We start from the raw sequence: 19,500 nt of genomic DNA on the forward strand, positions 1-19,500 counted from the left end.
AGTATGAAATTAACCGTATTCATAGTGTTCTTCCTTTTGCTTAATTTAAGCCTGAAAAAATTTACCAGTTTTAAACTTTAAGAATTAAGGCTCTTGATTTATCCTTTGCAAAGTATTATCATTTATTTATGTTTTGTATGGAGGAAAATTTTTATGGTAGAATTAAATGTTGTTTTAGTTGAGCCTGAGATTCCGCAGAATACAGGTAATATTGCAAGAACCTGTGCGGCAACAGGTGCAAGACTTCATCTTGTAGAACCTATGGGTTTTAAAGTTGATGATAAAAAACTTAAAAGAGCTGGTTTAGATTATTGGCATCTTTTGGATATAACTTATTATAAAAGTCTTGATGATTTTTTTGAGCGTACAAAGGGCGGCAAATATTATTATTTTTCTACAAAAGCGCCTCAAAAGCATACAGATATTTCTTATCCCGATGGTTGCTACATACTTTTTGGCAAAGAAACAAAAGGTTTACCGGAATGGTTATTACATAATAATCCTGAAACAACAGTTCGTATTCCTATGATTGATGAGGCGAGAAGTCTTAATTTATCTAATTCAGTTGCGATTGGTGTTTATGAAATTCTTAGACAATGGGATTATCCTGAGCTTCTTGAGCATGGTAGATTAAGAGAATTTGAGTGGGATAAATAATCTGAAAAAGATTCAAAAAAAATCAAAAAATTTTAAAAAAAGTGTTGACAAATAAAATTCGTTGTGTTATTATATATGAGCGTCAGGGAGATGCTGGTGTAGCTCAGCTGGTAGAGCAGCTGATTTGTAATCAGCAGGTCGGGGGTTCGAATCCGTCCACCAGCTCCAGACTAAAAAGAGGGCTGTTCAAAAGACAGCCCTTACATATGGGAGAGTTCCAGAGCGGTCAAATGGGGCAGACTGTAAATCTGTTGTTTCGGCTTCGGTGGTTCGAATCCACCCTCTCCCACCAAGATTTCAAAGGCAATAGGTGTATACCTGTTGTCTTTGAGCAGTATCATCAAGTTGCGATGGTATTGCTCAAAGGCAACCTTGAAATTAAGATTACCTTAAAAGAGAGAAGAACAAAGGCTAAGAAAAAATCTTTGCCCTTGAATAAAGATATACAGTGTGTGTCCTTATTCAAAGGCAATCCCCTCTTTGTTAGGTGGGAGGGGAAAAGCCTTAGATTAAGTATACATTTGTCAGTGACCGTACCGACGCATAACCCGCTAATCGTTATCGTCCTGAATGTGGGAACTATTCTCCACGGGAGAGCCTTCCACAGACATCTCCACTACAGCGTGTGTAAACACACAGCCTTAAAACCGGTTTGACTTGTATACTTGTGTATTTGATTTTGTGTTAAGAGCAAAATATTGTAAGTATTTTGCTCTTATCAAGTTCCATAATAATATATCTATGAAACTTGATAAGGGCAAACTTTAAGAGTAAAATAAAAAAGGTCAAGTTTTATACCCTGTAACTGCAATCGTAAAGGCATAAAACTTGACAAATATATCCAAAATAGGTTATAATGAAACCTAAGAATGGCATCTATAAGTCGTTAGGTAAGTTTGGTTACCTTTACGGCGTATGCCCATTGGTTGCTTCCAACAACTAATGGGCTGTAGATGTTTTTTATTTTATCTACAAAACTATTATACCTCGTTTGGATATATTTGTCAATAAAAATTTATAATTAATTATTCATTTCTTTTTACGAATAAAATTATAACTGAGACTTGAAGTCCCAGTTACGCAAAAAAAGCCGTAGCCTTGCAAGTATTTATTTGCAAGGCTACGGCTTTCTTTATAATTTATGTTTTAAATTTCCACGAGAGTTTTGGCTAAGTATTTGATTAACCTTATCATTATATTTTTTCTTCTTATATATTATCATAAAATCTTTATTTTCAAATAAATCTTAATATTATTTTTAAAGCTTCTTCATGTGAGTAATTTTTCATTTTCTACATTCCCTAATTAAAAACTAAAAGCGAGATTGTACATAAGCACAATCCCGCTTTGAAATATCAAATTAACTGATTTTTCTGTTGTCTGCCAACCTGCTAGCCTACATATCTAGCACATATCTGAAGTTTTTCTGTTGCTTCCCAACCTGCTGACATACATATTCAGCACATATCTCAGATTTTAGGTGTCAGTTACACCGAGATTGGATATTCCTTTCTCTATAAATAATATATCCAATTTTTAAAAATTTTTATCTGTAGAATAAGTGGGACTTGAAGTCCCACTTATTCACTATCTTTTAGGCTTATTTTGTTTATTTAATGTAGTATTTAATATATGCTTTACTATTTCTGAATTTGACCTATTAAACACTATCGTAAAATTATCCTCTGCTACCTTCTTGCATTTAAATGGAATATTTGATTTATAAAGTAATGCTACTTGTTCTAATGATAAGTTGGATTTTTTAACAAGTTCGCTTTGAGTAGACAAATTATTTAGCATAAAAAGCAATTTATCCGAATGTTTTATATATTCAGATAAATCATCTGCATTTCTGCTTTGTTTTAACTCTCTTATACTTTGTATAATTTCTAATAAATTTTCTTTTTCAGAATTAGACCATTTTCCTAAAATAATATTTTTCTCAATTTCTGATGGTTTTTGGCTAGATAAGTCAGATGAATAAATGCAGCCTTTACTTCTTGTAAACATTTTAATGCAATCAAAAATATTGCTGTTATATATTGTATCTAAATTATTTGCAATCCTATTAACAACTAAATCGTGATGTTCCTTGCTTGTAGCTCTTGGGATTTCACCAAAAAGCAAAGCGTTTTCATATCTTAAAATTGTGCTTTCAAATGATATTTCAGGTTTAACAGCCATTACGCATAATTCTACTCGGTAGCCTTTATGTTTTAATTTTTGTGCCGTTTTTATAGGAATTTCTGCTGTTCTTAAAGTACCTTCTATCAGTAAATTATACTTGTTGTCACTTAAATCATCAATCAGTTTCTCTGTAACTTTATTTATGAATGATTGTGTATATTTAGGCGAATCATCGCCATATATTGATTGAATTTCGTAGAAGTGTGGATGATATTGTCTATAAGCATCTGCATTAACAATAAATATGTTGCTATCACCTTTTGCAAGAATTTTTTGAATTGTTGTTTTTCCTGCACCCGGTTGACCTCCCAGTATGTAAGCTGTTGGTTGAGAAACGGGCGATAATGGTTTTGTTGCTTTTTCTATAATAAAATTATATTTAATAAGAAATTCATCTTCTGAATATTTTTCAATATTATTCATACCGCCATATCCTTTGAAGATAATATTGATATATTATCAATTATATTTTCATATATAGTAAGATTTTGTTTAACATTTTCTATATCTTCTATGGTGTCACATAAAATAATTTTTCTTGCAAAATCAGCTAAGTTATCTTCAATTTTTTTAATACATTCAGGAATATCATTTTCGTTACTTAAATTTGAGTATTTTGCTAATATTCCATATGCCTTTTCGTATAAAACTTCTGCTTGTGCTGTAACCAAATAATTACTCATAAAAATCTTCCTTTCTTAAATCATTTTATTTCTATTGGGACAATCGATAATGTGTATCCCAAAGGAGCAAGAAGTCTAAATAATGTGTCGATTTGAGGTGTAGAACGCATATTTTCCAATCTTGCAATAGCAGGTTGTTTAATTCCACTTATTTCAGCAAGTTCACGCTGTGAGAGTCCTTTTGATTCTCTTGCTTCTATTAGTTTGCTAATCAACTTAGTCTCAAATTCGTTTTGATATTTTTTAGTAGTAGCGTTATTCATTTTATCACTTCCTTAATATATTTATACGATAACATATTAGTTATCGTATGTCAAGAGTAATAAATGGGACTTCAAGTCCCACTTATTCTACAGATATATTCCACTTATTTTCTTGCTCATATTTATTAACAAGCTTATAAAAAGTTGTTCTTTTCAGATTTAAGATTTCCATAGCTGTATTAGCTCTGATTTCTTTCTTTTTCCATCTGATGTAAACCTCAAACCAATTAGGGGGGAAGTCTATTTCTTGTCTGCCAAGATGTTGTCCACGCTTTCTTGCTGCGGCGATTCCTTCGGCTTGTCGTTTTCTTGTTTCCTGACGCTCTTGCTCTGCAACAGCAGATAGAACCTCAATAATGATATTATTAACCATTTCAATAATCCATTCTTGTCCTTCAAGGTCAATCATAGTTGTAGGCATATCTATGACTTTTACACGAATACCGTTTTGTTTGTAATACTCAAGCTCAGATTTTATGTCAAGCTTATTTCTGCTCAGGCGGTCGAGAGATTTTATAACAAGGGTGTCACCACTTCGGAGTATGTTGTTTCTCAAAATCTGATAGTTGGTTCTTTCTAAGTTTTTTCCTGATTGCTTGTCTGCGAAGATATATTTTTCTTCTGCACCAAGCTGATGAAACGCTTCAAGCTGTCTATCTAAACTCTGCTCATTTGTGCTGACACGAGCATAGTAGTAAGTTCTTGTTTCACTCATTTTTGTTTTCCTCCGTAATAGTTGCAATATTAAAAAAATAGAGCATAATCGTACTGATAACGGTTATGCTCTGTCACTATCTTTCAAGTTTTGAAAGATATGGCAAGTGTTTTCTCTGCTGTTATTAGAGTTGTAAAATACGAATATATTCTGAGATAGGCGAGTTAACTGCTACCCTATATAAATCATTCATTTTATTACTGGATAATTTTCCTTGTTCAACTCTTGAAAACCAATAGATTAAGGGATGACTTTTTTGGAGCAATTTTGTGTTGTTTGGGAGAATAAACGATAAAATATTACTGGAAGTATCAACCTCTGTATTTTTAAGAAGTGACATACTTGCTTTTTTATCTGATATTATTTTACTACAATCTGTTGTAGTGCTGTAATAACCATACTTACGACATATAATAGGACGTACTTCATATATTTCACAAGCATTTGAATGTTCATTCAAAAAAATACATCTTGAAAAAGCAATTGTCTTTTCATTTGATAAAATACTAGAAATTTTTACCTTTGATAATTTACATATGTTTTCGATTTGTTGGTTATTACAATGTATTTGCAGATAATTCAGAATTGTAAAAAATTCTGTTACTGAAACTTCAAAGTCATCTGTACAACAATCACTGCAACCTTTTTGACATATAGTATAAGGGCAGTTTTTAATTTCTTCATCCAATAAATGCATTATCCTATATTGGTGTGCAACAAGACTGTTGGGATTTATATCACTGTGACAATTTTTATATTTTTTTCCGCTTCCGCAAAAGCATAAATCATTCCTTGAATATTTCATACAAAAATCCTCTATATAAAGCTTTTTAAACATAATTCCTTTGAATTTATTCATATTTTCCGCATCAGAAAATATGATGTATTGCCATTGGGATAAATCATTATTATCAGAAACAAAACTATTTTGTAATTGTGCTTGTCTCATTCCGCTTATTTTTGAAATCATAATATATCTCCTATTCTATATAAATAAAGTTTGTCAAATTCGAATTTCTAAGTTACTTCTATTCGCAAAAGTATACCTTTGCGAATACCTAAATTTTATGTAAAAAAGGCACTTTTTAGCTATTTTACGAACACTTTTTCCGAAAAATCTTGCAGACACCTTTACGAACACTTTTAGTATGTAGGAAAGGAATTATCGAAAGAAAAAGAAAGAATGTTTGCAAAATAATTATGCCTGGCATTGCAATTCCGCCAGGCTAAGCTTCCTCTCCTATCAGAGCTGTTCAGGTATCACCCTAAGTAAATATTATACTCTTAGTATATAATAAAATATTTCTTTTCTTTTTTGATAAAGAAATGGGTATATACTATACATACTCCGTTTTAGGGGACTACCCCACTAAAAAAGTCAAGCAAGCTATTGAACTTCACTTGACATATAGCCACACAACGCTTATAATCAGAACTGTAATTGCTTTTATTGAAAGTTCTGAACGGTGTAGTGGCTTGTTTGGGGCTTTCTTCTTTTTTTATCAGCTGTTCAGGTTCAGAGATTGAATAGTGATTATCAGAATAACTGCCATCACTTTTTAGAATCTTAAGCTTACGAATAAATCCCAGTTGCACAAGCTCATTTATAGTTGATATTACTTTACTTCTGCCAATCTGCAAGGCACGAGCAATGTCATTAAAGCTATTCCACATATCATTTCTCTTAGTAAGACAGCGACAAATAAAAAGGTACATTCTTAGCTGAACATTACTCAGCTTTCCAAGAATGTACCTTTTAACTTTAAAGTAGCCTTTTGAGGGAATCGTTTTTAATCTATAAATATATGTTCCAAGCAAGCCATTAGCTTTCTGACGGCGGCTAACGCTTTGTATAATACCTTTTCTTTGTAAAGAGCATATAATATTCGCAACCGTTTCCAGTTTCTTTATACAGCATTTTTCTGCGATTGTTTTTTGCTTGATTTTGATTATATAACAACCTCTGAAAACACAGCTATACAAGCACACTGCTACTTTAAGCTCGTTTGGTGTGAGTCCGCAGTCAAGTACATCGTTTCCAAGTTTAAAATATGCCTGCATAGCTTTTCGCTCCTTATTTAATTTTATAAAAATAAATAATACCTCTAAATTATTGAAATATTATTCAAGTATGTAAATTTAGTTTTATTGGGTAATCCCCCTGTTCATTAAGAGAACCAATTTCAAAATTAAATTTTCTATAAAAATGAAATAATCTATTTTTGTGTTCAATATCCTTTGCATCGTAATTAGTGATCATACCATTTACATATTCTGCACCAAAGGGTTTTATGTATTTTAAAAATTGCTCCATCATTATAGAACCATAGCCCTTATTTGGTATATAATCAAGTGCAGCAATATAGAAGTGCTTTACATAATGACTTATTATATTATTATAAATATAATCTCCATAAAACACATCAACACTCATAGTTTGAGGTGTAATGCGACCAATTTCCCGAACTCTGAAAAAATAACCATAAAGTTCTAATCTTTTTAATTTGCATTCATAATCATAAAAAGGTTCTATAGTAATTAATTGTATAGATTCATTTTTGGCTTTAAAATAAATTACATTTCTTCTTATATCAATTTTTTCATCCAATGTTTTTAATAGCTCATTAGCTGTATCATATTGAGTTTTCATTTGTTCATTTTCTGTAGAAAGTTTATTTATGATTTTTTGATAACTCTCTATTAACAGACAGTTTGAGCAATATTTCTTTTGTAATATTAGCCTTAATAATTTCAAATTGTTCTTCACCTTTAAAGTCATAGCGTTCTAAAGTTAATAGCAACATTTCCATAAATTTTTTGTTGTTAGAAAAATTTTTCTTTGTATCATCATAAAGAAGCATTATATCATCTATAAATCGTTCTTTTGATGTGTTTCTGCTTACTCGAAAAGCAGAAATATAAAAATCTATATTAGAAATCCTTAGTTCAAAAGGTAACCATTGTATCTTTATTTTATTACATAATAACATCTCCGTAATAAATTGTAAAGATATAATATTTAGCCTCTCAATTTCTTTATAATGTTTTTGAACTTTATATTCTGCGAATAATTTTTCTTCTGAAATATTATAAAAATCCATTTTACTCTCCTTTATTCTAAATTTTCTATCTCACTCTTTTTGCTGATTTATTCTGTTTAATTAAATCTTCGTTTATATCTTTGCCATTACTGAATACAGCCTTAACAATATATCCCATTTTTTCATATTTAGCTTTATAGTCCTTTACAGCTTTTTTTCCGGCTTCATCATTATCCAATCTGAAATTTAATGTTTTGACTTCTGGGTGTTTTGCAAGAAAAGCTTCCAAAGCCACATCAGATGTACCACAAAGAGCAATTCTTGTTTGCTGTTTATATGTACCAGTACCAAATTGTTTATCCGTTAATGCACAGTGACTCATAAGGTCGATAGGTGCTTCAAATATGTATAATTTTGTTGTATCTGTTCCAACCTGCTGAAAAGCATATCTTTTGTCAGAATTTTTACAGTCACCACGATATTTCTTTTCGGTCAGAGTACCTCGAACAGAAGCAAACTTAGCAACACCTTTTTCATCATACCCTACAAATACACAATTTCCTTTTTTATCCTGATAGAGCTGCTTAGATTTCATAAAATCGGCAACAACTTCTGGAGTTATACCTCTTGTTTGAGATAGATATGCAAAAACTCTGCTGTATTTTCCCTCAGCTCGTTCAGGCAAAACTAATTTTCCTATATGAGCCATTGGTTCATATTTAGGAGCCGCCCTGTATTCTGCAGCTCGTTCGCCTATAATTGCTTCAACAGCTTTTGGAAAGCTTAATCCATCAACTCTACATAGAAAATCAATAGCACCTCCACCGCCAATTTTTTGACTATTCCAAACAAATCCTTTTCTATTACCATATACCATAAGGCTATCGTGTTGTTTGCACTGATAATAATTACCTTTCTTCACAAAATCGTATCCCTTATACATTTGCAAAAATTCAATTATATCAGCGTTATAAGCTTTTTCAAGCTGTTCTGGTGTGAATTTTTCATTCATAATATATCTTCCTTTCCTAATTTTGAGCATAAAAAAAGAATGTGCATTTAAACACATTCTTCTTTTAGATTATTCAGTTTTACTGTATTAGTTTTTCTTTTTCTTAGGAAATTCAAATTCAATTTTTCCTGTTGTTTTATCAAGTTTTAGAGCTGCATCAAATTCTTTTCCAGCTTTTGACTTAAAGCCTTTAATAACTGTTGTCTTGCCCTTTTCAATAAGCTTTAATGCCTGTGTATCCGATATTTTCTTACCACATATTTCAGCAGGAATTGAAAAATTACAGCCCTTTTCTTTCTTTGATGAACAGAAATATCCAAATTTACCCTTTATCACCTTTGCACCACAAAGAGGGCAGGAAAGCTGTTCAGTCTGAGAAGAATAAGTTTCAGTGTTTGAATGTGCTATTGTTTCGTACCAGCTACGAACAGTCTGTTCTATATTTTCTACAAATTTTTGATATTCTTCTTTGCCTTCAGATATGTCGTGCAAACGCTTTTCCCATTCTCCTGTAAGCTCAGCACTTTTGAGTTCTGCAACCGGAAGATTATCAATTATGAAAATTCCCTTTTCTGTTGGATATATCGTCTTTCCTTTTTTTGCAATGTACTCTCTTGCGAAAAGAGCATTTATAGTTGCTGCTCTTGTTGCAGCTGTTCCAAGACCTTTATTTTCAAGCTTCATAAGTGTTCGAGCTTCTTCATCTTCAAGATTTTTCCCTGCTGTTTCCATTGCTGTTATGAGGTCAGGTTCAGTATAACGCTTCGGTGGTTCTGTAAAGCCTTGTTTAAGTTCATATTTGCCAGGATAGCTTTCGCCCTCGTTTATTTGTGGCAATACGGCTTTCTTTTCCGGAATAGCGTCAACAGCATACCAACCATTATCAGTTATGATACTGCCTGTTGTCTTAAAATTATTACCGTTTACATCAATAATAACTGTTGTGTCTTCAAGCTGTGCTTTTGGATATACTACTCTTATTAGCGACTTAACAAGCAAATCATATAACATTTTTTCATCTTCAGAAAGCTCTGATAGGGAGGAGGGAACATTCATAGTTGGAATAATAGCCGGGTGGCTATCAACTTTGCTATCATCAAAGTGTCTTTTACTATATGCCTGCCATTGTTCTTCAGGAATTGCATATTGGCTATATTCAGGAAGTTGAAATAGCTTTTTAAGTGTTGTTGTAACTTCTGGCTGCATAGCTACCGTCAAATGCTCTGAGCTTGTACGAGGATATGACATAAACTTATGTTCATAAAGTTCCTGCATAATCTTAACAGTCTTTTTCAAATCCCAGCCAAGCTTTTTGCCCGCTGTTGCTTGAAGTTGCGTAGCATTAAAAAGCAAAGGTTGACTTACACTTTTCTTTTTAATCGTTTTAGATTTTACTATGCCATTTCCAGTGCAGCTTGCAAGTATTTGTTTTGCCTCTGATTCATTATCAAATTGACCTTTTTCATATTCTGCGATAAATTCACCTGTCGGAGCTGTAAACTTTGCAAATAGTTTCCAGAAAGGTGTTTTTATATGATTTAAAATCTTTTTCTCACGCTCTACAACCATAGCAAGCACAGGTGTCTGTACTCTGCCTATTGACAGCATATCTTTTGATGATGATAGTTTTTTAGTTGCTGCGATAGTAAGATTTATTCCGCAAATCCAGTCTGCTATTCCTCTTGCTCGACCAGCTTTTTGTATATTTATAACTTCACCACTTTCTTTGAGATGAGCAAAAGCGTATTGGATTTTTTGAGGAGTTAAGTCCTCAATCCATACTCTTTTCCAGTGCTTTGTACAATTCATAGCTTCATATATGTACGCAAATATCAATTCGCCCTCTCTGTCTGGGTCTGTTGCATTGATAAGCCAATCAGCTTTATCAAAAAAGCCTTTCACATACTCAAAGCAAGTTTTTGTCTTATCTTTTACTGATATTTTATATTCTTGTGGAATACAAGGATATACATTCAAATCCCACTTTGCATATCGTTCGCCGTAGCTTTTAGCGTTTGCAAGCTCACATAAATGTCCGACACCATGACAGAGAATAGCTTTTTCACCTTTGAATATAAATTCATAGTGTCCGATGGTCGGTTCTTTAGGGTGAGCTATTCTTTTCCCTGCGTGTAGTGCAGAAGCAATTTCTTTTGCAAGACTTGCTTTTTCAGCATAGATTACTACCATTTTTATCACTCCATATTAAAATTGCCACAGCATAAATACTGTAGCAATTTTGTTCTTTATATTAAGTTTATCCCAGATTTAGTGGTGGCATATTCTCAATAGCAATATCAAGTAGATATTGTTGTCGTTTATCTTCATTTCCTGATTTATTTACTATATTCATAAAATAATTCTCACTGAAATTTATATTTTTTTGAAAGATAGTTTGTTCACTTATCAAATCATCAATACAAAAAATCATTGATTCCTTTAGTTCTTCACCATTAATAGCTTTTTGCGTATGTTCAGTAAATCTAAAATGAAGATTTAAGAAACCACCATTACTTACCAAACGCATATAGTTACTATTATCATCTTTTAATGGTATAAAGTCTACATATTTATGCTTTTTTAAAGCGTTAAATAAATCAGAATCAACTACAAATTGCTGTCCATAAATGCTTTGATGCTGCATACTTTTATATGCAAAGATATATGGTAAATTTGCTTCTGTAAGCCAAGGGTAACAATAAAACCTATTCACTAAATACTGTTTTATAGCTTTTTCCCAAAATGAAGAAGAACATCTTACATCTAATTCCTGAGATATAACATATACAACTCTATCAAATTGATTCTTTAACAATTCATATAGTTCAATAATATCTTCAGTTATTTCAGGTAATAATTCATCATCATTTATATTTCTATGGTCATTTTTTGAAGCATATGGACAATATTCATATTTAATATAATTCCATTGTGGAAATCCAGCTATATTTTTTCCTGTGTGTTTACCGTATGGACTCACTTTTATTTGTTTAGCAATACCTATTAGCTGCACAGGATTTAAGCATGATGGACAAATCCCATATTGTGAAATTGTTCGGTTATGATTTACTTGTTCAAATGGGTGCCTATGTCCGGTAACTTCTTCAAATACCTTAGTTGTTATTTCATATCTTGGAGCAGTACGAGTGTCTTCTGTTTTAAAATATTTCATTTATGTTTGTATCTCTCCTTATACATTTTATCATCATAATAAGAAATATTTTTGTTATCAGAAAAAGCTGTGTTGTAAACATGGTCAACAGCATCAAGCCAGCTTAAGGGTAGCTTTGGCAAATCTCCGGTACCTATTGCATATGTAAGACACTCTAATATTGTACTCAATCCAACAGAAAATTCGTGTTGTTGATTATCACGCAGCATAAAGACCATATGCTCAAAGCAGTTGTCACAAACTACTCTTTCAGTTTCTTCTACATTAGCTCGGTTAAAAAATATTTCTTTTAATTCTGGATTTTCCATAATTTTTCCTTTCAATTATATCATTATTTATTTTACTTGTCTATCAACAGTTTTTAATTTTATTAACTAAAAATATGCTTAATCTCAAAATTGAGGTTAGTGTTAAGAGTAATAATAGCACAACCATAAATGCAAATATCCGTTGTGTTACGACACTTTATAATCTTATTTTGATGATAGTGTCCATGAATATTAAGCCAAGGCTTGTACTTTTTTATATACTTCGATATACCTTTCAAACCACAATGAGTATTATCTGATTTTGAACCATATAAACCAAACGCACAATCGTGAGAAATAAGTATATCTGCTGGTTCAAGTTCTTTACAAACTTGTATGCTTTCTTTTTGGGTAAGCATAGATTTATTATCAAGTTTATATCTTGATGAGCCAGATAAGCCTACAAAAGAAATGCCAGCAACATTAATCTTTTTTCTGTTGATACTTTGAATATTTAAATCAGATAAGAGATTATATTCATCGTGATTGCCGAGAACCGCATAAATACTGCATTTTACATTATTTCGTATAGTTTTCAATGTTTCAAAATCTATATCTCCAAGTGTGAAGCATATATCATAATTGAGATTATTAAAATCAATATTGGATATAGCTTCAATGCAAGGTGTATGTAAATCAGAAAAAGTTAAGATTTTCATTGTATTCCTCCTTATTATAAAAATTTTATATCTACATAAGATAAAACTATTGACAAAATAAGAATTATATAGTACTATGTACTATATAAAGGAGATGATTTTATGGCATTTTCAATTAGATTAACAGATGAAGAAAGAAAATTAGCTGACAGCTATGCCAAACTACACTCTATATCCATTGGTGAAGCCTTTAAAAAGGCTTTATTTGAAAAAATCGAAGATGAATATGATATTGCTATTGCCAATGAAGCATATGATGAATATTTGAAAGAGGGCAAAAAAAGTACACCTATTGAAAAATTGTGGAAGGACCTTGATTTATGAAATATTCAGTTGAAACAACCTCAAGGTTTGATAAAGAATTTAAAAAACTTGATAGATATACTCAACTGATGATTAAATCATGGATTACTAAAAATCTTATTGATTGTGAAAATCCACGAATTCATGGCAAAGCTTTAGTTGCAAACAGAAAAGGGCAATGGAGATACAGAATAGGTGATTATAGGCTTATATGCCTCATTGAAGATGATAGGCTTATCATAACAGCACTAAATATTGGTCATCGTCGAGATGTATATAGTTAAATGGATAAATAAAGGTTCTCTGTTTTAAGAGAACCTTTATTCTTAATATTTGAAAATGTGTAATTTAGATTAATTTAAGTTATTTATATAGTCAAATAGTAATTTATCCATTTGCTTGATAGAAAGCTTTTTGTTCATTAATGTTTCCTGATTTTCGTTAGATACACCACATATATCCGCTAAAACTAATCTACATATTCTATCAAATGTTAATGCTTTTTTTTCATCATTAATTGATTTACTTAAACATTTACTTGAAGTTTTTGGATTTGTTTTATATTCTTGAATATGTTTATCTAAGTTATCTTTTATTTCAGATTTAAGAAGATAAATTTTAGATTCGATAAACTCACTAAAATTTTTAGTATTTATAATCCAAAGAACAAGCTCATGCAGTTCTTGATACCAACCATCAGATTTATTAATCATAAAAATTAACCTTTCTGTTCAAAACATCTTTGTGTTGTGCATATTCCTTGATAAAGGTGACAAATTTTTCTTCATTAAAACTGGTTTTAAAGTTTTGAGCAATTTCTTTTTCAAGTTGTTGAGTATCTTTCCAATCCCATTCAATTAATGCTCGCAATATCAATTCAAGATTTCTTGCTGACATACTTTTTTTCATTAGAAGATAAATTTCATCATCACTTATTCCATAACCAAGTGCAAAAAATATTACAGACAGTTGTTGAAGATTAAAATTTTTAAAGTAATATGAAATTTTTTCTTCAGATGTTTTCTCACATATATTTTTATATATAGTTAATCGCTTTTCCGACCAATAATCTGCCAAAAAAATCTGTAGTTTTTTTGGCAAATTATTAGGAAAATCTTCATCATTGCCATTTATTATGTAATCGTACATATCCAAAATGCCATCAATTATACGACCGGAAAATTCATAAAAGTTAATCAAATAATCGTAAAGAAAGTCTTTATCATACATTTTGAAAACCTCCTTTAGGGTCTATTAAAATCCTACAATATCCCTAAATAAGTTCTTAAAGAATTTTCCTACACGACTTGGCTTTATTTCTGCACCGTCACGACGAGCAATTTCTTTTCTAAGCTTTTTTATTACAAGTCCCTCAATAAGGTCAAGAATTAAGAGCATTAAAATAATAATCCACTCCATATTACCATCTCCTCTTTTTAGATTTTCCGATACTTGTATATCGGCTCAAAATATCTGCATACACATCTCTGTTCCAATCACAAGGACTTGTATAATTTGGACTGGTACGCAGTCTGCAAGCTTTACAATGACCTTGTATCATAGATTTATTATACTTGAGAAAGTCTTTTTGAGAAATTGGATAGAAACAATAGCTTATCTCTTTAAGATAGGGCAGACCTGAATTAAGATATTCCTGAAGCACAGCTATATCCCATTCAGTACCTCTGCACATTTGCAACTTGATTTCGGCTTTTTCAAAGATTTTTCTTTCTCTATCAGTCATATTGCCATTGTTAGTTAGGTCTATAACATCAAAACGGCTGCGTCGTTTACGCTGTTCATAGAGAGAAAGCGGATAAATAGGCAACTTATTGAGGGTGAAACCTCCGTTGGCGTTCTCAATATTATGAAATGCTAAGAATCGTTTATATGTTTCATCACGCAGAAAAAGAGAAACTGTTTCTTTCGATTGCTTTAAAACCGTTGCTATTTCCATAGCAGTCAGGACTACACCGGCACTATTGACTATTACAGAAGATATAGCAATCGTAATGTTGCCTTCTCCAATGTATTCTTGCGGAATATCGACTTGCTCGATTTCGTTGTGGTATTCTTCGTTTAATGATGATTTAGATAAATCTACAGGTGTATCATCATCAATATAGTTGCGGACTGTTTCAACCTCAATAGGCTTTGTCATTGATTCATACTTCTCAATAGATTTCTCTAAATCTTCTGCATTCATACTTTTATCAATAACAGACATAAGATTATTTTTAAACCTTATGTTAGATAAATCTGTCAATAGAATATCATAAATCCCAAGTGATATTAATTTATTTTTGGTTTCCTGAAAGTTATCATCAGGCTTACCATAAACAAATATAATCCGCAAATGCGGAAGGAGCTTAAGCATATGCTCAAGCTCTCTAAAAAGAATATTATCTTTATCCCTAATGCCATTGAATACAATCAGAATATGAGGAAGATTATTCTCAATTCTATCTGCAAAGTTGCTGCCAACCTCATTTATATATACTAAAACATTATGATTATGTTTTTTAAAATTAAACCCAGAAACCTGTTTCTGAATTTTCTTATCACAGGCTATGACCAAGTTCATTTAATTCACCCCGTTATATTAGATATTGCGTTCTGTACTAACACAGGTATATTAATCAATTCCGGAATAGAAAATCCTTCAAAGCGAGTGCTTGACATAATAACAAGATATTCCTTGCTGCCGGCACGATATTTTGAAATATATCTTGCACGATATAAAGGTGCATCCTCAAAGCCAGTAGCCTTACGCATTACTGTTGGAGATTTAAGTGATAGATAGTTTTCTATGCTCAATCTTGGTATTTCAATACCGTATATTCGCTTAGGCTTGATAAAATCTTGTTGATAATCGTAAGAATAGACTGATAAAGCAGATATATCATAAAGCTTCATAAGCAGCTTATCAAGCTGCTTATAGCTTTTTATATCATGGCTATTGTCCTTGTTTTCCGATTCTTTTTCTGTATATGTAAGTTTTTGTTCTGCTTTACTTTGAGATTTAGTTTCTATTACATCTTCAGGAAGCTGGTTAATTTTAATCTTCCTTTCGCCAAATCCAAACATAATAACCTCCTATCGAATGTCATCGAATTTTGTTGTACATATTTTGTACATTAAGCTATTCTCTGGAATTATCTTTTCAAACGGAATAATCTTTCTGCCACAGACGATAATGCCTGTACCTTTTTTGCCAGATTTCAATGGCAGTTGCTGATAAGGTGATAATGAGAATAGCTTTGAAACAGCGTCCAAATCTTCTTTTTTCTGTTGAAGCAGTGTGACAAACTCCGAGTTAGCAAGCATTGTTCGGGCTTGAGGAGATTCAAGGACTTCCGTTATATTCTGTGTCATAGCTGTTGGAACACCGCCGTATTTTCTGATACGCTTATAAACTTTTGAGAAAAATTCTCCTGATTTATGAGTCGTTCTTCCTGCACCATCGTTAAACATAATGCTAAATTCATCAATCCATACCCAAGTACGAACCCCACGCCTTTTATTTGCAACAACTCTTTGCCACACATACTCAAGTATAACCTGTAAACCTACTGCACGAATTTGTTCACCCATCTGGGCAATATCAAACACCATAAAACGCTTGCCTGTGTCAATATTTGTCCTGCCGGAAAAGATGTTGAACGAACCTTTAACATAAATCTCAAGTGTAACAGCAAGTGAGCGTGCTTCAGGCTCTGGTGCAGATAGTAGAAGATTATAAAAATCCTCAAAGGTTGGAAGGAATCGCTCATCTCCGTTTGTTTGAATGTATTTTTGATAAGCAAGCTTTACACAGCGGTCAATAATGGTTATTTCGTCGCTTGTAAGTTCCTGACCCTTTGCTGTTTCAACAATAGTCATAATTGTTTCGGACTTCATTGCTACAGCTGATGTACCTTCCTCGGATACCGTCAAGTCTATATCAAAAATATTCAGTTTTGTCGGCGATGACGGAGATAGCTTAAGAATTGAACCATCAAAATACTTAACAAGTTGATGATATTCATTTTCTGGGTCAATAACAATAATCTCATCATTTAGATATTTTAGCAAAACATCAAACATTTCAGCCTTTGAGAACATAGATTTACCTGAACCAGAACAGCCAAGTATATAGCCGTTAGCATTCATTTCCTGCGTTCTATCAAGAGTTATAATTGACTTTGTAATCTGATTTTCTCCATAAAAAATACCGCCCTCTGCAAAATGTTCAACATGAGAGAACGGTATCATAACCCCGGCAGCATCACTAAGAAGATAAGTCTTTATATTATTATTAAATTTTGAATTGAATTTACTTAATGCAAATGGTGTGATAGCATCAAGTGCCTTAGCCTGTTGTCCGGTAAGAGTATCAAGCACTACTTGATGTGTCTTAGCTTTATTTTGCACATAACGAGTAAGTTCATTTAACTCATCTTCCGTTTTTGCGGTAACAGCTATAAAAATTGATACTTCAAAAAGTTCACAACCTGTTCCGCCAAGACGGTCTTGTAGGTCTTTAAGCTCCTTTTCTCTGTCACTTAACGAATACGGAATGTAATTAGTACCATTTTTATGATTAATTTCCATACGCTTTTGTATGCTGCCCTCAAGGTTATTTAAATTCTTTTTAACCATATCTGCAGCTTCACCTTTGTCTACCCTGCGTAAATGTTTAGATATGACTATTTTTTCGTTGTTGTCATGCAAATCATAGATAAATTCATCATCTATACTGCGGTCATAGCTTTTTACAAACAGCACACGAGTGTAAGAATCACCAATTTCAATACACTTCTGTCTGAATACAAATATTGACGGAGCGATATAATCTTTAATTCTGCTGCCTGTAGATAAAACATTTCTGGGAAGCATAAACTGAATATTGCTGAATTGGTGGTACAGCTTGTATAGAATTTCAAGCACTTCCTCAGCCCCAAGTTGGTGCGTTTCTGAATGAAGATTTGTAAATAACTGCTGTAAGTTTTGATAATACTTAAAAAGGATATTTGCATTATCTATCTTATTCTGAGGAGTATAGGTCATTGCAATAAGCATAATCTTTTTGGCTGCAGCAGAGGAAGTATTTTCTATATAACTTCCCATAACTTTCTTGTAGTCCTTTGCAATATCAGGATATTTTACTTCTGCTTCTTGATTCGGCAAAAGCGTTTTATAAAGCACATCGGAATCAACCTCAGTATTCATAGTAAATTCCTGATACTCTATATCTGATGGCAGAGCATTGAGCAAACGCATATACTTTTCATAAATTTCATCCTTTTCATCATCTCTGAAAAGAAAATAATCTATATTATTATAAGCAAAAATCAGTGTATATGTGTTTTCACCAGTAAGGAAAATTCCATTTTCATAGGCTTCTATAAATGGTATCGTATCTTGAGCCGTTTTTGGTACTCTTGCCTTTCTCTTTCCAAAAAAATCACTTGGCTTTTTAGAAAACATCGAAAATATCTTAGAATATAGTTCCATCATCATCGTTAAATACTCCCTTTCTGTTAAATGGTCGTGTATCTTTTTGTTTACCGAACAAAAGATTCAATATGCCTACTCCGTTTATCTGTATTCCTAAAGAAACAAACAGTGCTATTTCTCCGAAAACTATCCACATAAGTGTATTGAACTCAACACTGTCTTTTAATGCAAAAAATGTTGAAACAGCAGCAATCAATCCGAGTATAGTGCATACAATCAATCGTGGAGTCATTGCACTTCCAAGAGGACTTACGCTTTTGTTTATGACATTCTTTGTGATTTTGACTTTTATCATATGTACCTCCTTTTGATAACAAAAAAGCACAGTCTGAGCTGTGCATAAATTATCGTCTAATTCCTCTATGTTTTTCTTGTTCTTGAGATTCTGTTAATTTTTGAATTTCTTCTTTTAGCTTGTAATTTTCAAGCCTAAGTTCAGTATTTTCTGTTTGCAATCTTGATATTTCCTCAAACATAAAATTAAAAGTTTCAACGTGTTTTTGTGCCTCTTGTTGTCTTACAGATAGGTTATTCTTATTTTTATTATGGTCGTTTTTTGTGATTTCTGATTTTTCTTTGATAACATGTTTTATATTGTGTTTCTTAGGACTTAAGTATATAATTATATATGATATATAGATTCCGATTAAAATCAAAAAAACATTTACCAAAAAGCAATACAATTAATTTCACTCCTTGCTGCTGTTATATTTTTTTTGATAAACTCTTAGCTATTTTTAAGATGAATTTTATTCCTATTTTTATACTCTGTGCAATATTTATGATTGGAATAAAAGGATTTCTAAATAAAACTCCTACACTAAACATCAATATTAACAATAATCCTCCAAGAGGAATAAAGATAAACCAATTAACTTCTTCCAAAATTACCACCTCCTTTTGACAACAAAAAAGCACAGCCAAAGCTGTGCAGTCGAATGATATATTTGACATATTTTAATATGTAGTGTATAATATAAACATAGAGCATACCGATAAGC

The 19,500-nt window shown here is 31.9% G+C and carries 25 protein-coding genes and 2 tRNA genes; 5 read left to right on the forward strand and 22 right to left on the reverse strand.

What is annotated here, in order from left to right; all coding sequences use genetic code 11:
- Positions 1 to 153: 153 nt before the first annotated feature.
- From trmL to ACLU24_RS11535, 3 genes are all read left to right on the forward strand, one after another.
- Positions 154 to 657 carry a tRNA (uridine(34)/cytosine(34)/5-carboxymethylaminomethyluridine(34)-2'-O)-methyltransferase TrmL gene (trmL, locus tag ACLU24_RS11525; RefSeq protein ID WP_412612792.1) on the forward strand — a complete coding sequence of 168 codons (504 nt, stop codon included), beginning with the start codon at positions 154 to 156 and terminating at the stop codon, positions 655 to 657.
- Positions 658 to 749: 92 nt separating this feature from the next.
- A tRNA-Thr gene (locus tag ACLU24_RS11530) sits at positions 750 to 825 on the forward strand.
- A 40-nt stretch (positions 826 to 865) separates the two neighbouring features.
- Positions 866 to 949 (forward strand) — tRNA-Tyr (locus tag ACLU24_RS11535).
- Between the two features lie 1,295 nt (positions 950 to 2,244).
- Here the strand turns inward: ACLU24_RS11535 and ACLU24_RS11540 are convergent.
- The 13 genes from ACLU24_RS11540 to ACLU24_RS11600 form a co-directional block, all read right to left on the reverse strand.
- Positions 2,245 to 3,267 carry a zeta toxin family protein gene (locus tag ACLU24_RS11540; protein ID WP_412612793.1) on the reverse strand — a complete coding sequence of 341 codons (1,023 nt, stop codon included), beginning with the start codon at positions 3,265 to 3,267 and terminating at the stop codon, positions 2,245 to 2,247.
- Positions 3,264 to 3,527, reverse strand: coding sequence for a hypothetical protein (locus ACLU24_RS11545; protein WP_412612795.1), 264 nt, complete (start codon positions 3,525 to 3,527; stop codon positions 3,264 to 3,266). The genes ACLU24_RS11540 and ACLU24_RS11545 overlap by 4 nt, the downstream gene beginning before the upstream one ends.
- A 20-nt stretch (positions 3,528 to 3,547) precedes the next feature.
- Positions 3,548 to 3,790 carry a helix-turn-helix domain-containing protein gene (locus tag ACLU24_RS11550; RefSeq protein WP_347993374.1) on the reverse strand — a complete coding sequence of 81 codons (243 nt, stop codon included), beginning with the start codon at positions 3,788 to 3,790 and terminating at the stop codon, positions 3,548 to 3,550.
- A gap of 82 nt (positions 3,791 to 3,872) precedes the next feature.
- Positions 3,873 to 4,505, reverse strand: a complete 633-nt coding sequence (locus ACLU24_RS11555; RefSeq protein ID WP_412612797.1) for a recombinase family protein — start codon at positions 4,503 to 4,505, stop codon at positions 3,873 to 3,875.
- A 124-nt stretch (positions 4,506 to 4,629) separates the two neighbouring features.
- Positions 4,630 to 5,475, reverse strand: coding sequence for an SEC-C metal-binding domain-containing protein (locus ACLU24_RS11560; protein ID WP_412228610.1), 846 nt, complete (start codon positions 5,473 to 5,475; stop codon positions 4,630 to 4,632).
- Between the two features lie 383 nt (positions 5,476 to 5,858).
- Complete coding sequence (locus tag ACLU24_RS11565) at positions 5,859 to 6,566, reverse strand: helix-turn-helix domain-containing protein (protein WP_412612799.1); 708 nt, start codon at positions 6,564 to 6,566, stop codon at positions 5,859 to 5,861.
- Between the two features lie 64 nt (positions 6,567 to 6,630).
- Positions 6,631 to 7,155 (reverse strand): hypothetical protein, encoded by a 525-nt coding sequence (locus tag ACLU24_RS11570; protein ID WP_412612801.1) that lies wholly within the window; start codon positions 7,153 to 7,155, stop codon positions 6,631 to 6,633.
- Between the two features lie 22 nt (positions 7,156 to 7,177).
- Positions 7,178 to 7,606: a hypothetical protein gene (locus ACLU24_RS11575; protein ID WP_412612803.1), complete on the reverse strand. Its 429-nt coding sequence runs from the start codon at positions 7,604 to 7,606 to the stop codon at positions 7,178 to 7,180.
- A 25-nt stretch (positions 7,607 to 7,631) separates the two neighbouring features.
- Positions 7,632 to 8,558, reverse strand: a complete 927-nt coding sequence (locus tag ACLU24_RS11580; protein WP_412612804.1) for a DUF3991 domain-containing protein — start codon at positions 8,556 to 8,558, stop codon at positions 7,632 to 7,634.
- A gap of 87 nt (positions 8,559 to 8,645) precedes the next feature.
- Positions 8,646 to 10,748, reverse strand: coding sequence for a type IA DNA topoisomerase (locus ACLU24_RS11585; protein ID WP_412612806.1), 2,103 nt, complete (start codon positions 10,746 to 10,748; stop codon positions 8,646 to 8,648).
- Positions 10,749 to 10,815: 67 nt separating this feature from the next.
- Entirely contained in the window at positions 10,816 to 11,730 is a 915-nt protein-coding gene (locus ACLU24_RS11590; RefSeq protein ID WP_412612807.1) for a hypothetical protein, read from the reverse strand.
- Positions 11,727 to 12,038, reverse strand: a complete 312-nt coding sequence (locus ACLU24_RS11595) for a hypothetical protein (protein WP_412612809.1) — start codon at positions 12,036 to 12,038, stop codon at positions 11,727 to 11,729. Before ACLU24_RS11595 ends, ACLU24_RS11590 begins: the two co-directional genes overlap by 4 nt.
- A gap of 62 nt (positions 12,039 to 12,100) precedes the next feature.
- Complete coding sequence (locus ACLU24_RS11600) at positions 12,101 to 12,697, reverse strand: metallophosphoesterase family protein (RefSeq protein WP_412612811.1); 597 nt, start codon at positions 12,695 to 12,697, stop codon at positions 12,101 to 12,103.
- A 102-nt stretch (positions 12,698 to 12,799) separates the two neighbouring features.
- Between ACLU24_RS11600 and relB the strand changes: the two genes are divergently transcribed.
- Both relB and ACLU24_RS11610 read left to right on the forward strand, forming a co-directional pair.
- Entirely contained in the window at positions 12,800 to 13,021 is a 222-nt protein-coding gene (relB, locus tag ACLU24_RS11605; protein WP_412612812.1) for a type II toxin-antitoxin system RelB family antitoxin, read from the forward strand.
- A complete protein-coding gene (locus ACLU24_RS11610; protein ID WP_412612813.1) occupies positions 13,018 to 13,284 on the forward strand; it encodes a type II toxin-antitoxin system RelE family toxin in 267 nt (88 codons plus the stop codon). The genes relB and ACLU24_RS11610 overlap by 4 nt, the downstream gene beginning before the upstream one ends.
- A 69-nt stretch (positions 13,285 to 13,353) precedes the next feature.
- Here ACLU24_RS11610 and ACLU24_RS11615 read toward each other — a convergent pair whose 3' ends face one another.
- From ACLU24_RS11615 to ACLU24_RS11655, 9 genes are read right to left on the reverse strand one after another with little or no spacing between them, the layout of a single operon-like run.
- Positions 13,354 to 13,713 (reverse strand): hypothetical protein, encoded by a 360-nt coding sequence (locus ACLU24_RS11615; RefSeq protein ID WP_412612815.1) that lies wholly within the window; start codon positions 13,711 to 13,713, stop codon positions 13,354 to 13,356.
- Positions 13,706 to 14,230, reverse strand: coding sequence for a hypothetical protein (locus tag ACLU24_RS11620; RefSeq protein ID WP_412612817.1), 525 nt, complete (start codon positions 14,228 to 14,230; stop codon positions 13,706 to 13,708). Before ACLU24_RS11620 ends, ACLU24_RS11615 begins: the two co-directional genes overlap by 8 nt.
- Positions 14,231 to 14,254: 24 nt before the next feature.
- On the reverse strand, positions 14,255 to 14,419 hold the full coding sequence (locus ACLU24_RS11625) for a hypothetical protein (RefSeq protein WP_412612818.1): 165 nt from the start codon (positions 14,417 to 14,419) through the stop codon (positions 14,255 to 14,257).
- A gap of 1 nt (position 14,420) precedes the next feature.
- Complete coding sequence (locus tag ACLU24_RS11630) at positions 14,421 to 15,584, reverse strand: hypothetical protein (protein WP_412612819.1); 1,164 nt, start codon at positions 15,582 to 15,584, stop codon at positions 14,421 to 14,423.
- Between the two features lie 5 nt (positions 15,585 to 15,589).
- Positions 15,590 to 16,087, reverse strand: coding sequence for a hypothetical protein (locus ACLU24_RS11635; RefSeq protein WP_412612820.1), 498 nt, complete (start codon positions 16,085 to 16,087; stop codon positions 15,590 to 15,592).
- 9 nt (positions 16,088 to 16,096) lie between these two features.
- Positions 16,097 to 18,502, reverse strand: a complete 2,406-nt coding sequence (locus tag ACLU24_RS11640) for a VirB4-like conjugal transfer ATPase, CD1110 family (RefSeq protein WP_412612821.1) — start codon at positions 18,500 to 18,502, stop codon at positions 16,097 to 16,099.
- Complete coding sequence (locus ACLU24_RS11645) at positions 18,480 to 18,794, reverse strand: hypothetical protein (RefSeq protein WP_412612822.1); 315 nt, start codon at positions 18,792 to 18,794, stop codon at positions 18,480 to 18,482. The genes ACLU24_RS11640 and ACLU24_RS11645 overlap by 23 nt, the downstream gene beginning before the upstream one ends.
- Before the next feature lie 49 nt (positions 18,795 to 18,843).
- Positions 18,844 to 19,182: a hypothetical protein gene (locus ACLU24_RS11650; protein WP_412612824.1), complete on the reverse strand. Its 339-nt coding sequence runs from the start codon at positions 19,180 to 19,182 to the stop codon at positions 18,844 to 18,846.
- 22 nt (positions 19,183 to 19,204) lie between these two features.
- Positions 19,205 to 19,384 carry a hypothetical protein gene (locus ACLU24_RS11655; protein WP_412612825.1) on the reverse strand — a complete coding sequence of 60 codons (180 nt, stop codon included), beginning with the start codon at positions 19,382 to 19,384 and terminating at the stop codon, positions 19,205 to 19,207.
- Between the last annotated feature and the right edge of the window lie 116 nt (positions 19,385 to 19,500).

The organism is Pseudoruminococcus sp. (assembly GCF_047012705.1).
In the GTDB taxonomy this organism is placed as follows: Bacteria; Bacillota; Clostridia; order Oscillospirales; family Acutalibacteraceae; genus Pseudoruminococcus.